The organism is Streptococcus sp. oral taxon 061, assembly GCF_013394695.1.
Classification (GTDB): domain Bacteria; phylum Bacillota; class Bacilli; order Lactobacillales; family Streptococcaceae; genus Streptococcus.
Map to the genome: position 1 here is coordinate 464,822 of NZ_CP058258.1, position 14,392 is coordinate 479,213.

Here is a 14,392-nt window from a genome sequence, read left to right on the forward strand (position 1 = left end):
GCTCGATTCCTAGTTTGTTCTTTGATTTTCATTGAGTATACTACTGTCGATTTAATAAATCAAAAAAACGAACAAATGTCATGTTTGTTCGTTTTTGCTTGAATGGTAAAATTTACAGAGGAAAATCTAAAATATAGAGCAACTTTCCTTCTGGAAATATGCTATAATAGAGAAAATAAAAACTAGAGGTTTATCATGACAAAACTATACGGAAGCTTGGAAGCGGGCGGTACAAAATTTGTCTGTGCTGTCGGTGATGAAAACTTTAACGTTGTAGAAAAAGTACAATTTCCAACAACAACTCCTATCGAGACAATCGATAAAACTATCGAGTTCTTTTCAAAATTTGAGAACCTTGCAGGCCTTGCCATTGGTTCATTTGGTCCTATTGATATCGATAAAAACTCAAAAACTTACGGATTTATCACAACAACTCCAAAACCTAACTGGGCAAATGTCGACTTGCTTGGTGCCCTCCGTCGCGCTCTAAACGTGCCTATGTATTTCACAACAGACGTAAACAGTTCTGCCTACGGTGAAGTGGTAGCTCGTAACAATGCCGGCGGTCGTATCGAAAACTTAGTGTACTACACAATCGGTACAGGTATCGGAGCAGGTGTTATCCAACGTGGTGAGTTTATCGGTGGTGTTGGTCACCCTGAGATGGGTCATTATTATGTGGCTAGACACCCAATGGATATTGAAAAAGAATTTAAAGGTGTTTGTCCTTTCCATAATGGATGTTTGGAAGGTTATGCAGCTGGTCCAAGTTTGGAAGCTCGTACAGGTGTTCGTGGGGAAAACATTGAACTCAACAACTCTGTCTGGGATGTTCAAGCCTACTACATTGCTCAAGCTGCAGTGAACGCAACTGTAACTTTCCGTCCAGATGTCATCGTCTTTGGTGGTGGGGTTATGGCTCAACAACACATGCTTGACCGTGTACGTGAGAAATTCACAGCCCTTCTCAATGGTTACCTACCAGTTCCAGATGTGCGTGACTATATCGTAACACCAGCTGTTGCTGGTAATGGTTCAGCGACACTCGGAAACTTTGTTCTTGCTAAGAGCGTTGCTAAATAAGAATAAAAAAGGAGGTCGGGATACATCCCGGCCTCTTTCTTTAATCTTTTTCTATTTTGGTTTCCTGATGGAAAATATTTTGCCAAGTTTCGTGACGGCGCCAGATACTGGTATGAATGGTATCACCGACTTGATAGCGGATGAGTTTAGTCTTTTGACTGATAGAAGTTAAAGGAAGCTCCTTAATAGCAGAGGTCAATTCTTTTTCAGCCTTATAGGCTCCTTTGTCTAATTCTTGTCCGTCTTGGCGGATATAAATGAAGTCTTCTGCAAGTAACTCTTCCAGTTGATTTCCTTGGTCAATCAGTTGCTCTCTCATGAGCAATTTTTTATAGACATTATCTAGGATTTCATCCTCAGGGATTGGTGCTGGTTCAATATGAATGTCAGTATCAAAGACACCAAATCGTTCTGATAACATAGATTCGACCTGATCCGCAATTTCGTGGCTCTCGAAAACAGAGAGGTCTGGGTTCATCTCAAGTGTAATGTCCAGATAAATATTGCTTCCGTAAGTACGACCGCGTTGGGACTTGACCTTGCTAATCTTAGGAATTTCCATGATTGCTTTTTGGTAATCTTCTAGCAAGTGCTCATCAAAGCCGTCCGAAAGACTGAAGGATGACTCAATAAAAATGTCATAGGCAGTCTTGAGGATAAAGAAGGTAATGATAATAGCGACCAACTTATCAACTATAGGATAGTTGAAGCTACTAGCCAGGATAGCGATAGAAGTTCCAAGAGAAGTTACAGCATCTGATAGATTGTCCTTAGCAGCCGCTTTAAGCGCCTTAGATTTAGACTGCTTGCTCAGATGGGTATTGTAGAGATAAACGGCGAACATGATGATGGCAGAGATGACTCCCAGAGTCGCACCAAGTGGGTCAATGACCGTTTGTTCTCGGCTGAGTATTTTTTGGATGGTGTCACGTAGAACATCAAAGCCAACGTAAAACATGATGATGGAAGTGATGAGACTTGCCAAGTCCTCGATTTTCCAGTGACCGAAGCGATGATCTCTATCTGCGGGTTGGCGAGCCAAACGAATCCCGATGAGAAGGGCTACATTTCCAACGATATCTGAAACGTTATTAAAACCATCAGCCACCAAACTGGATGAATGGAGGAGGTGTCCGGTCGCTAGCTTAGCTGCAGACAAGAAAAGATAAGTCAAAATGCTGATAATGGCACCACGCTCAGCCAATTTTAAGTTTGAAACCGATTGATTCATCTAACTCCCCTTCTAGCATTTTAGTATTCTTTCATTATACTGGTTTTCCAAGGAAATTTCAAATGGAGGAAGTAAGGAAATTGATAGAATAGAACATGAAATACTTTTTTAAAAAAAGAAAACATGCTAAAATGATATTCGAATATTTGTATTTTTTATATAAAATATTAGCAGATAACATTGGAAATTAGGTGAAATATTAATTATCATTCTAGCACTTAATCTTGTTGCTGAGATAGGTAACTATACAGTGTAGTTGTAATAGGTAGAATTTTTCACACTCTTATTGCTATTAATAAAGAAGTTTGATATATTAAAATGAGATAAACGATAAATCTCTATAATTTTTTTTTAACAGGAATCTGCTCACCGGTTGTAATTATTTTAGATATTATTATGCGTATATGATGATTATTACTTAGTTACTGCCCTTAATTTACATCAAAGAAAAGAAAGATTGAATAATAGAAAGGTTTTAGAATAATGACAATTTCTATAGTAATTCCTTGCTTCAATGAAGAAGAATCTGTCCCGATTTTTTTCAAAGAAGTTGAAAAAATTGCTTTGCAAATCCATGAAGATATAGAATATATTTTTGTTGATGACGGTTCAAAAGATGGAACGCTATCAGTTTTAAAAGAACTAAGTGGTGTATGTGACCGAGTCAATTATGTATCTTTTTCACGCAATTTTGGTAAAGAGGCAGCTCTATATGCTGGATTGAAGCAAGCAAAGGGAGATTATGTTGCAGTAATGGACGCGGATCTTCAGGATCCACCAGAGTTATTAGTTCAAATGAAATCTATACTAGATGAAGATGAAGATATTGACTGTGTAGGTAGCTATCGTGTTAATCGTAAGGGAGAACCATTTATCCGTTCGATTTTTGCAAAATTATTTTATCGAATCATTAATAAAATCAGTCAGTTGAATATTGTTGATGGTGCTCGTGATTTTCGCTTGATGCGTCGTCAAATGGTAGAGGCTATATTGGAGCTATCTGAATATAATCGTTTCTCTAAAGGTATCTTTGCTTGGGTTGGTTTTAGAACAAAATATATAGAATATAACAATGTTGAACGGGTGGCAGGAAATACTTCGTGGAGTTTCTGGTCTCTGTTTAAATACTCACTGGAAGGGATAATTAACTTTTCAGATGCTCCACTCAATATATCCTTTTTCATGGGTGGATTCGTGTGTTTAGTATCCTTTATCTTAATGTTTTTAATTGTAGTTAGAACTTTGATAATGGGAAATCCTACTTCAGGCTGGACCTCAATTATGACAATTATCCTTTTCTTAGGAGGACTTCAATTGCTTTCTATAGGTATTGTGGGTAAATATATTGGAAAAATATTTCTAGAGACCAAAAAAAGACCCATTTATTTGGTAAAGGAGAAAACTCATGAAAGTTTGTAGAAAGTCTTTAGTTAGTTAGTTAGTTAGTTATCTATTGGTGTGTAGCTTAATTTTTATTTTGATTTACATTCTAAATCATTTCACATTATACACTTCAGATGATTTTGTTTATAGATACATTTATAAAGATTCTCTACCGACTGGAAATGAGGAAAAAATCAAAAATATTTTTGATTTAGTTACATCTCAGGTAAATCATTGGGCAATATGGAACGGTCGCTTTACAGGGCATAGTATTGTTCAAATTTTTATGCAATTTGATAAAGTATATTTTAATATTTTTAATTCTATTGTTTTAGTATTACTTGTAGTATTAATAGAGCAGTTAAGTTCTAATTTAATTAAGGTAAATTCTAAAAATAGTTGTGTCTTTTTCCTGATTTTATTGTTTTTTATGCTTTGGTGGTTTTTACCAGAAATTGGAAAAACGATTTTGTGGATATCAGGTTCAGGAAATTATCTATGGACAGCACTCATAGATTTATTTTGGTTCTATCTATTTACAAAGAAAGATCTTCATATAAAAGTTTTACCTTTTACAGTATTGCTAGCCTTTTTCATGGGGGCAGGGAATGAAAATACTTCTCCAGCATTTATTCTCTGGGGTATACTATATTTTACATTTCATATATTGAAAGATAATTTCCCAAAGTGGGAAATCATTGAAATTGTTAGTGCTACAGTAGGTTCCTTTTTAATGATTTCTTCGCCTGGATCTCGTCATAGAGCAGGTGAGATTGCAATTTTTGATAATCTTAAAGGAAAGATATTTGAATTAGTCAAATTATCTTTTGGAAAATACGAAGTCTTATATTTAATGAATGCAATATTAGTCGGTTATTTATTGGTCAGCAAACTGATAAAAAAAGAACAATTTATCGAAGTATGTTTTGTAATGCTAGCCCATTTTGCTTGTATATATAGTCTCATTGCTAGTAATGAGAAACCAGATAGAGTTTTCTTTGGAGCAAGTATTCTTATTTGTTTAGCAGTTATTCAGCTAATAAAATTAACACTTGACAATATAAAATCATTAGAAAAACTTCTAGTTGTTTATGTAATAGTAGTAGCCATTAAATTTGGTATTTCCTATAATAATGTTGTTCGAGATAATTATGAAACGTATATTCAAGTTCAACAGCAGTATACAGAGTTAAGAAATGCTCAAAAAATGGGTCAAGACAAAGTTGTATTAAAATTTTTTAAGCAACCTAGATATTTATATAATGCCTATCTTGGGACGAACAATTTACATCCAAACAGTGATGCTTGGTTTAATCAATGGATGGCAGTCTTTTTCGGTGTTAAAAGTGTAGAAGGAGAATAATAGTTACCTAGAATTCCATTGAATTGTTTAGATTTTCTTTTATTTATTGAATAAAAGAAAAAAATTTGATATAATATTGCTACTCAAGGGAGTAGCTGGCGGGTATCCGCGATAGTGTCGTCATTACGAATTATTTCCGGCACTATATTAAACAGCGAGACTTGTTTTTTTAAAAAACAGGTCTCTTTTTTTGTAAAAAGAGGCCAAAAAGGAGGAGACTGTTTTGTCAAAAGAACAAAATAAAGATTTGTTTTACACACAAACTGCAGAAGAAGTCCTAAAGAATCTGGACTCATCTGTCGAGGGTTTGTCAACTACTCAGGCTCAAGAACGCTTAGCGACTTATGGTCGTAATGAGTTGGAAGAGGGTGAGAAACGTAGCCTACTAGCTAAATTCCTTGATCAATTTAAGGATTTGATGATTATCATCTTGCTTGCGGCAGCGGCACTTTCTGTGATTACAGAAGGAATGGACGGTCTAACGGATGCCATTATCATCTTGGCCGTTGTTGTCTTGAATGCTGCCTTTGGGGTTTACCAAGAAGGGCAAGCAGAAGCAGCCATTGAAGCTCTGAAAAATATGTCTAGCCCGATGGCTCGTGTTCGTCGTGACGGTCATGTCATTGAGATTGACTCAAAAGAATTGGTACCCGGAGATATCGTCTTGCTTGAAGCGGGAGATGTCGTGCCTGCAGATATGCGTTTGTTTGAAGCAGCTTCTCTTAAAATTGAAGAAGCAGCTCTTACAGGGGAGTCTGTGCCAGTTGAAAAAGATGTGACAGGACTTGTTGAAGCAGATGCTGGTATTGGGGACCGCGTTAATATGGGTTACCAAAACTCAAATGTAACTTATGGTCGTGGTATTGGTGTCGTAACAAACACTGGTATGTATACAGAAGTTGGTAAGATTGCAGATATGTTGGCTAATGCCGATGAGACTGAAACACCATTGAAGCAAAGCTTGGAACAATTATCTAAAGCCTTGACTTACTTAATCGTTGTGATTGCGGTTATCACTTTCTTGGTTGGTGTCTTCGTTCGTGGAGAACATCCGTTAGAAGGCTTGATGGTTGCGGTTGCTCTTGCGGTTGCTGCGATTCCAGAAGGACTCCCTGCCATTGTAACTATCGTTCTATCTTTAGGAACAACTACTCTTGCTAAACGTAATTCTATCGTTCGTAAATTACCAGCGGTTGAAACTCTTGGTTCAACAGAAATCATCGCATCTGATAAAACAGGTACTTTGACTATGAACCAAATGACTGTTGAGAAGGTCTACACCAACGGTCAATTGCAAAGCTCAGCAGCTGAGATTGCTGCTAGCAACAATACGCTTCGCATCATGAACTTTGCCAATGATACTAAGGTAGACCCATCTGGCAAATTGATTGGGGATCCAACTGAGACAGCCCTTGTACAGTTTGGTTTGGATCACAACTTTGACGTTCGTGAAGTTTTGAAGGATGAGCCACGTGTAGCAGAATTGCCATTTGACTCAGAACGTAAACTTATGTCTACGATCCATAAGGAAGCAGACGGTACTTACTTTATCGCTGTCAAGGGTGCCCCTGACCAATTGCTCAAGCGTGTGACTCGTATCGAAGTCAATGGGGAAGTTCGCCCAATCACAGAAGAAGATAAAAATGCCATCCTTGCAACCAACAAAGACTTGGCTAAACAAGCCCTTCGTGTCTTGATGATGGCTTACAAGACAAGTAACGAAATTCCAACCTTGGAATCTGAAATTGTTGAATCTGACCTTATTTTCTCTGGTTTGGTCGGCATGATTGATCCTGAGCGTCCTGAAGCAGCAGAAGCTGTACGTGTCGCTAAAGAAGCAGGTATCCGTCCGATTATGATCACTGGTGACCACCAAGATACAGCGGAAGCTATTGCCAAACGTCTTGGAATCATTGATCCAAATGATACAGAAGACCATGTCTTCACTGGAGCTGAGTTGAACGAACTCACTGATGAAGAATTCCAAAAAGTCTTCAAGCAATTCTCTGTATACGCACGTGTGTCACCTGAGCACAAGGTTCGCATCGTTAAAGCTTGGCAAAATGAAGGTAAGGTTGTCGCTATGACGGGTGATGGGGTCAACGATGCGCCTTCCCTTAAGACAGCTGACATCGGTATCGGTATGGGGATTACAGGTACAGAAGTTTCTAAGGGAGCATCTGATATGGTCCTTGCTGATGATAACTTTGCAACCATTATCGTAGCGGTAGAAGAAGGACGTAAGGTCTTCTCAAATATCCAAAAATCAATCCAATACCTCTTGTCTGCCAATATGGCTGAAGTTTTCACCATCTTCTTTGCAACCTTGTTAGGTTGGGATGTACTTCAACCAGTGCATTTGCTATGGATTAACCTGGTAACAGATACGCTACCAGCCATCGCTCTTGGGGTGGAACCAGCTGAACCAGGGGTCATGACCCACAAACCACGTGGCCGTAAGTCTAACTTCTTTGATGGTGGTGTCTTCGGAGCAATCATTTATCAAGGGATCTTCCAAACGATGCTCGTTTTAGGTGTTTATGGTTGGGCAATTCTCTTCCCAGAGCATCAAGTTCAATCTGAAATCCACGCAGATGCCCTTACCATGGCTTTTGCAACTCTCGGTTTGATCCAATTGCTCCATGCCTTTAACGTTAAGTCGGTTTACCAATCTATCTTTACAGTCGGACTCTTTACGAACAAGACATTTAACTGGTCTATCCCAGTTGCCTTCGTCCTCTTTGTGGTGACAATTTTGGTTCCTGGATTTAATAATCTCTTCCACGTTTCACATTTGAGTTTGACTCAATGGATGGTGGTCGCTGTAGGAGCGCTTATGATTGTAGTCCTTGTTGAGATTGTTAAAGCAGTCCAACGAGCACTTGGAAAAGATAAAAACGCGATTTGATCACTTATGAAAAGTCATCTTCGGATGGCTTTTTGTTTTTATATAAAGATAAACTGACAAAGATTTTATGCTATAATCAAGTAGAATGATAAAGGTGGAGGAATAGTAGTTGGAAAAGAAAATTGTAAAAGATATGATGTTTTTGTCGCAGGTATCCCAGCCTGCGAGTAAAGAGGATTTGCCTCTAGCAAAGGATTTGCAGGACACCTTACTGGCTAATCGTGAAACCTGTGTTGGACTAGCAGCTAATATGATTGGGGTGCAAAAACGTGTCATTATTTTTAATATCGGCATGATTCCTATGGTTATGTTTAATCCCGTTCTCAAGTCTTTTGAAGGGTCTTACGAGACCGAGGAAGGTTGCTTGTCTCTGACAGGAGTAAGACCAACAACCAGATATGAAAAGATTACAGTAAGCTACAGAGACATCCAATGGCAAGAGCAGACCATTACCCTGACAGGCTTTCCTGCTCAGATTTGTCAGCATGAATTGGATCATTTGGAAGGACGTATCATTTAGGCTCAAATCCTTGGTGCTCCTAGAAAAATATGCTACACTAACACTATGAAAATTTTAATCCCAACTGCAAAAGAAATGAACACTGAAATCCCTAGTTTAGAGGGAAAACCTTTGTGTCTTGAGAGTCAGGCTGTTCTGGATGAATTAGCTAGATATTCTGCCCAAGATTTAGAGATTTTTTATAAAATCTCTGCCGAAAAGGCGCAAGAGGAGTATGACCATATCCAAGCCTTGAAAAATGGAACGGCTAAAAACTATCCTGCCTTGTACCTCTTTGATGGGCTCATGTATCGCAACATCAAACGGGACAATCTAACCCAAGCGGAGCAAGCCTATCTGGAGAAACACCTCACGATAACATCAGCTCTCTATGGTGTGATCCCGGCCTTTGCACCCATTGCTCCCCACAGACTGGACTTTTTGATGAAACTCAAAGTCGCTGGGAAAAGCCTGAAAAGTCACTGGCAGTCAGCCTATGAAGAGTCGCTGAAGGGTGAAGAACTAATCTTTTCACTCTTGTCTTCTGAATTTGAAAATGTCTTTCCAAAAGAAATCCGAGAGAAGATGGTGACCTTTAAGTTTATGGAAGAGCGAGATGGTAAACTAAAAATCCATTCAACCATTTCAAAAAAAGCCAGAGGTGCTTTCTTAACAGCCTTGATGGAAGGTCAGGTCACTTCGGTTGAAGAGATTAAAAAGCTCAGCTTTGCGGATTTCAATTATCGAGAAGACTTGTCTAGTGACAAGGAATTGGCTTTTGTGAAATAGATAGAAAATAGAGTCTGTCCTAAATTGTATCAGGGCAGGCTTTTTGTAATTTGGTGCTCCTATTTTTAGTTTAGAATGGTAGGAATTTTCTCACAATTTTGGTATAATAGGACTATTAGAAAATTTCGAGGAGACAAACATGTCAGTTAAGATTGCTTTACTTGGATTTGGTACAGTAGCCAGTGGTGTACCATTCTTGCTAAAGGAAAATAGAGAAAAAATCGTTCAAGCAGCCCAGTCAGAAATTGAAGTAGCTAAAGTTTTGGTCAAAGATGATCAAGAAAAAGCACGCTTGCTTGAAGCGGGAAATGATTTTAATTTTGTAACAAATATCGATGAAATCTTGTCAGACAAAGACATCACGATCGTTGTTGAGTTGATGGGACGTATCGAGCCTGCAAAAACCTTTATCACTCGTGCGTTAGAAGCAGGGAAACACGTCGTAACAGCCAACAAGGACCTTTTGGCAGTCCATGGTGCAGAATTGCTTGAAATTGCTAAAGCTCACAATGTTGCTCTCTACTACGAAGCAGCTGTTGCAGGAGGAATTCCAATCCTTCGTACCTTGGTTAACTCACTAGCATCAGACAAAATCACTCGTGTTCTTGGTGTTGTCAATGGAACATCTAACTTCATGATGACTAAAATGGTAACCGAAGGTTGGTCTTATGAAGATGCCCTTGCTGAAGCCCAACGACTTGGCTTCGCTGAAAGCGACCCAACCAATGATGTGGACGGGATTGATGCAGCCTACAAGATGGTCATCCTTAGCCAGTTTGCTTTTGGGATGAATGTCAAGTTTGAAGATGTTGGTCACCAAGGAATTCGCAACATCACTCCAGAAGATGTAGCAGTAGCTCAAGAACTTGGTTATGTTGTGAAATTAGTTGGTTCTATCGAAGAAACAGCTTCTGGAATCGCTGCTGAGGTTACACCAACCTTCCTTCCTAAAGAACACCCACTAGCAAGTGTTAACGGTGTTATGAATGCGGTCTTTGTGGAATCAATCGGTATCGGCGAGTCTATGTACTACGGACCAGGTGCAGGTCAAAAACCAACTGCAACAAGTGTTGTGGCTGATATTGCCCGTATCGTTCGTCGTTTGAATGATGGAACAATTGGAAAAGCCTTTAATGAATACAGCCGTCCAGTGGTCTTGGCTAAGCCAGAAGATGTCAAAGCCAACTACTATTTCTCAATCTTGGCTCCAGACTCAAAAGGTCAAGTCTTGAAATTGGCTGAACTCTTTAACGCAGAAGATATTTCCTTCAAGCAAATCCTACAAGATGGTAAGCAAGAAGGTAAGGCTCGTATTGTCATCATCACTCATAAAATCAACAAGGCGCAACTTGAAAATATTACAGCAGCTTTGAAGCGTGTATCTGAGTTTGAACTTCTCAATACCTTCAAGGTTTTAGGAGACTAAGATGAAGATTATTGTACCTGCTACAAGTGCTAATGTGGGTCCAGGTTTTGACTCTGTTGGTGTAGCTGTAACTAAGTATCTAGAAATTCAGGTTTGTGAGGAACGTGAAGAATGGATGATTGAGCACCAACTAGGCAAATGGATTCCACGTGATGAACGTAATCTTTTGCTGAAGATTGCTTTACAAATTGTTCCAGACCTACAACCAAGACGTCTGAAAATGATTAGTGATATTCCACTTGCGCGTGGGCTAGGTTCATCAAGCTCGGTCATCGTTGCAGGGATTGAACTGGCCAATCAACTCGGAAACTTGAAGCTAAGCAAACATGAAAAATTACAGTTGGCGACTAAGATTGAGGGACACCCTGATAATGTTGCACCTGCTATCTATGGAAATCTCGTCATTGCAAGCTCAGTCGAAGGCCAGGTTTCAGCAGTTGTGGCGCCCTTCCCAGAGTGTGCTTTCTTAGCTTATATTCCAAACTATGAATTGCGTACTCGCGATAGTCGTGGTGTCTTGCCTAAGAAACTTTCTTACAAGGAAGCTGTTGCAGCAAGTTCTATCGCCAATGTTGCTATTGCAGCTCTACTGACTGGTGACATGGTTAAAGCAGGCCAAGCTATCGAAAGTGACCTCTTCCACGAACGTTACCGTCAAGAACTGGTGCGAGAATTTGCGACCATCAAAAAAGTTGCCAAGAAAAATGGTGCTTATGCAACCTACCTCTCTGGAGCTGGTCCGACTGTCATGGTCTTGGCTGACCCTGACAAGATGCCAAAGATTAAGGCAGAGCTTGAAAAGCAACCGTTCAAAGGCAAGCTTCATGACTTGCAAGTAGACACAGAAGGCGTTCGCGTCGAAGCAAAATAAATTTAGCAATAGGATGGGGAAACTCTCTATTAGAGGGCTTCCTGTCCTTTTTTTGAAAATGAAAGATGGGATATGAAATGTTTCCCGTGTTTAGCGACCGACAGACGGTCAAGGAGGATTTGAAATGGCAGAAATATATCTAGCAGGCGGTTGTTTTTGGGGCTTGGAAGAGTACTTTTCACGTATTTCTGGAGTGCTGCAAACAAGTGTTGGTTACGCTAATGGTCAAGTAGAAACCACCAATTATCAACTGATCAAAGAAACAGATCATGCTGAGACTGTGCAAGTTATCTATGATGAAAAGGCAGTCTCGCTCCGTGAGATTTTACTCTATTATTTCCGAGTTATCGATCCCCTTTCTGTCAACCAACAAGGGAATGATCGTGGTCGTCAATACCGCACAGGGATTTATTACAAATATGAAGAGGATTTACCGACTATCAATACAGTAGTTCGTGAACAAGAACTCCTCATCGGTCGTAAAATTGCAGTGGAAGTGGAGAAGCTTCGCCACTATATCTTAGCTGAAGACTATCACCAAGACTACCTCAAGAAAAATCCTGGTGGCTATTGCCACATTGATGTGAGGGATGCGGAGAAACCACTGATAGATGCTGCCAACTATGAAAAACCTAGTCAGGCAGTTTTACGAGAAAGTTTATCAGAAGAGTCCTACCGAGTTACCCAAGAGGCTGCGACGGAAGCTCCCTTTAGCAATGCCTATGACCAAACTTTTGAGGAAGGAATTTATGTAGATATCACGACTGGCGAGCCCCTCTTCTTTGCCAAGGATAAGTTTGCCTCAGGCTGTGGTTGGCCAAGCTTTAGCCGTCCTATTTCCAAGGAACTCATTCATTACTACCAGGACTTGAGTCATGGTATGGAGCGAATCGAAGTTCGTTCACGTTCAGGAAATGCTCACTTGGGACATGTCTTTACAGACGGACCTCAGGAACTAGGTGGTTTACGCTATTGTATTAATTCTGCATCCTTACGATTCATTGCTAAGGATGAGATGGAAGAGGCTGGCTATGGCTACCTACTTCCATATTTGAACAAGTAGAAAAGATGGTGGTTTTCCCACCTTCTTCATTTTGAAAATAGAAGGGACACATGAAACAATTACTTTCTTACTTTAAACCCTACCTGAAAGAGTCTTTCCTAGCACCCTTGTTTAAGTTGTTAGAGGCTGTCTTTGAACTTTTGGTTCCCATGGTGATAGCTGGGATTGTCGACCAATCCATCCCTCAAAAAGATCAGGGTCATCTCTGGCTGCAAATGGGTCTCCTCTTTGTTTTTGCAGTTATCGGCGTTTTGGTAGCTTTAGTAGCCCAGTTTTACTCAGCCAAGGCAGCAGTCGGCTTTACTAAGGAGTTGACCAATGACCTTTATCGTCATATTCTTTCCTTGCCTAAGGATAGTAGAGACCGTTTGACAACTTCGAGTTTGGTGACGCGCTTGACTTCAGATACCTATCAGATTCAGACAGGGATCAATCAATTTTTACGCCTCTTTTTAAGGGCGCCTATTATTGTTTTCGGTGCCATTTTCATGGCTTATCGCCTCTCGCCTGAATTGACTCTATGGTTCTTGGTCATGGTTGCCATTTTGACCTTTGTCATTGTCGTGTTATCACGCTTGGTCAATCCTCTCTACAGTAGTTTGAGAAAGAAAACTGACCAGCTAGTTCAGGAGACGCGCCAACAGATACAAGGGATGCGTGTGATTCGTGCTTTTGGCCAAGAAAAACGAGAGATTGAGAATTTCCAACGACTCAACCAAATCTATACGGCTATCCAAATGAAAACAGGCTACTGGTCTAGTCTATTGACCCCCTTGACCTATTTGATTGTCAACGGAACTTTGCTGGTGATTATCTGGAATGGTTATATTTCTATTCAGGGAGGCTGGCTCAGTCAGGGAGCCTTGATTGCCCTGATCAACTATCTCTTACAAATTTTGGTAGAGTTGATTAAACTAGCCATGCTGATTAATTCACTCAACCAGTCTTATATATCAGCTAAGCGTATTGAGGAAGTCTTCGCTGAAAAACCTGAAGATATTCATACTGAACTTAAGGCAGGAAGGGTTTCTGGAAATCAAGTTTTACACGTCCAAGACTTGACCTTTACTTATCCAGATGCAGCTCAGCCTTCGCTAAGGGATATTTCTTTTGATATGCAGCAAGGAGAAATTCTTGGGATCATCGGAGGAACTGGTTCTGGTAAGTCAACCTTGGTACAGGTTTTACTTGGTTTGTACAAACCAGATAAAGGAACAGTGGGCCTCTATCAGGCTGGACATGGCTCTCGGGATCTGGCTCAATGGCGGTCCTGGATAGCCTATGTCCCTCAAAAGGTTGAACTTTTTAAGGGAACGATTCGTTCCAATTTGACCTTGGGTATGGAAGAGCCTGTCTCTGACCAAGAACTTTGGCAGGCTTTGGAAATTGCTCAGGCCAAGGACTTTGTCAGTGAAAAGGAAGGTCAGCTGTATGCAGAAGTCCAAGCAGGCGGTCGTAATTTTTCAGGTGGACAAAAACAACGTTTGTCGATTGCCCGGGCAGTCTTGCGTCGAGCACCTTTTCTTATCTTGGATGATGCGACTTCGGCTCTTGATACCATTACTGAGTCCAATCTTCTGAAGGCTGTTCAGGAAAACTTGCCTGATACTAGCTTGATCTTGATTTCCCAACGAACTTCGACTTTGAAGATTGCTGATCAAATTCTTCTCTTGGAGAAAGGTCAGCAATTAGCGCTTGGAAATCATGAGGAATTGATGAGGACTAGTCAAGTCTATCGTGAAATCAATGCATCCCAACATGGAAAGGAGGATTAGA

Annotated in this window: 11 protein-coding genes; 10 read left to right on the forward strand and 1 reads right to left on the reverse strand. The window is 40.1% G+C overall.

What is annotated here, in order from left to right; translation table 11 throughout:
* Nucleotides 1–195: 195 nt before the first annotated feature.
* Nucleotides 196–1,083 (forward strand): fructokinase ScrK, encoded by an 888-nt coding sequence (scrK, locus tag HW271_RS02285; protein WP_178894693.1) that lies wholly within the window; start codon nt 196–198, stop codon nt 1,081–1,083.
* 40 nt (nt 1,084–1,123) lie between these two features.
* Here scrK and HW271_RS02290 read toward each other — a convergent pair whose 3' ends face one another.
* Nucleotides 1,124–2,314, reverse strand: a complete 1,191-nt coding sequence (locus tag HW271_RS02290) for a cation diffusion facilitator family transporter (RefSeq protein WP_178894694.1) — start codon at nt 2,312–2,314, stop codon at nt 1,124–1,126.
* A 483-nt stretch (nt 2,315–2,797) separates the two neighbouring features.
* Here HW271_RS02290 and HW271_RS02295 point away from each other — a divergent pair, with 483 nt between their 5' ends.
* From HW271_RS02295 to HW271_RS02335, 9 genes are all read left to right on the forward strand, one after another.
* Nucleotides 2,798–3,733: a glycosyltransferase family 2 protein gene (locus tag HW271_RS02295; RefSeq protein WP_178894695.1), complete on the forward strand. Its 936-nt coding sequence runs from the start codon at nt 2,798–2,800 to the stop codon at nt 3,731–3,733.
* 58 nt (nt 3,734–3,791) lie between these two features.
* Nucleotides 3,792–5,060, forward strand: a complete 1,269-nt coding sequence (locus tag HW271_RS02300) for a DUF6056 family protein (protein ID WP_259274722.1) — start codon at nt 3,792–3,794, stop codon at nt 5,058–5,060.
* Nucleotides 5,061–5,283: 223 nt separating this feature from the next.
* On the forward strand, nt 5,284–7,968 hold the full coding sequence (locus HW271_RS02305; RefSeq protein ID WP_178894697.1) for a cation-translocating P-type ATPase: 2,685 nt from the start codon (nt 5,284–5,286) through the stop codon (nt 7,966–7,968).
* A gap of 109 nt (nt 7,969–8,077) precedes the next feature.
* On the forward strand, nt 8,078–8,488 hold the full coding sequence (locus HW271_RS02310) for a peptide deformylase (protein ID WP_178894698.1): 411 nt from the start codon (nt 8,078–8,080) through the stop codon (nt 8,486–8,488).
* A 45-nt stretch (nt 8,489–8,533) separates the two neighbouring features.
* Nucleotides 8,534–9,256: a peroxide stress protein YaaA gene (gene yaaA, locus HW271_RS02315; protein WP_178894699.1), complete on the forward strand. Its 723-nt coding sequence runs from the start codon at nt 8,534–8,536 to the stop codon at nt 9,254–9,256.
* Between the two features lie 139 nt (nt 9,257–9,395).
* A complete protein-coding gene (locus HW271_RS02320) occupies nt 9,396–10,682 on the forward strand; it encodes a homoserine dehydrogenase (RefSeq protein ID WP_178894700.1) in 1,287 nt (428 codons plus the stop codon).
* A gap of 1 nt (nt 10,683) precedes the next feature.
* Nucleotides 10,684–11,553 carry a homoserine kinase gene (thrB, locus tag HW271_RS02325; protein ID WP_178894701.1) on the forward strand — a complete coding sequence of 290 codons (870 nt, stop codon included), beginning with the start codon at nt 10,684–10,686 and terminating at the stop codon, nt 11,551–11,553.
* A gap of 124 nt (nt 11,554–11,677) precedes the next feature.
* Nucleotides 11,678–12,616, forward strand: coding sequence for a peptide-methionine (R)-S-oxide reductase MsrB (gene msrB, locus HW271_RS02330; protein ID WP_178894702.1), 939 nt, complete (start codon nt 11,678–11,680; stop codon nt 12,614–12,616).
* Nucleotides 12,617–12,666: 50 nt separating this feature from the next.
* On the forward strand, nt 12,667–14,391 hold the full coding sequence (locus HW271_RS02335) for an ABC transporter ATP-binding protein (RefSeq protein ID WP_178894703.1): 1,725 nt from the start codon (nt 12,667–12,669) through the stop codon (nt 14,389–14,391).
* Nucleotide 14,392 lies beyond the last annotated feature (1 nt).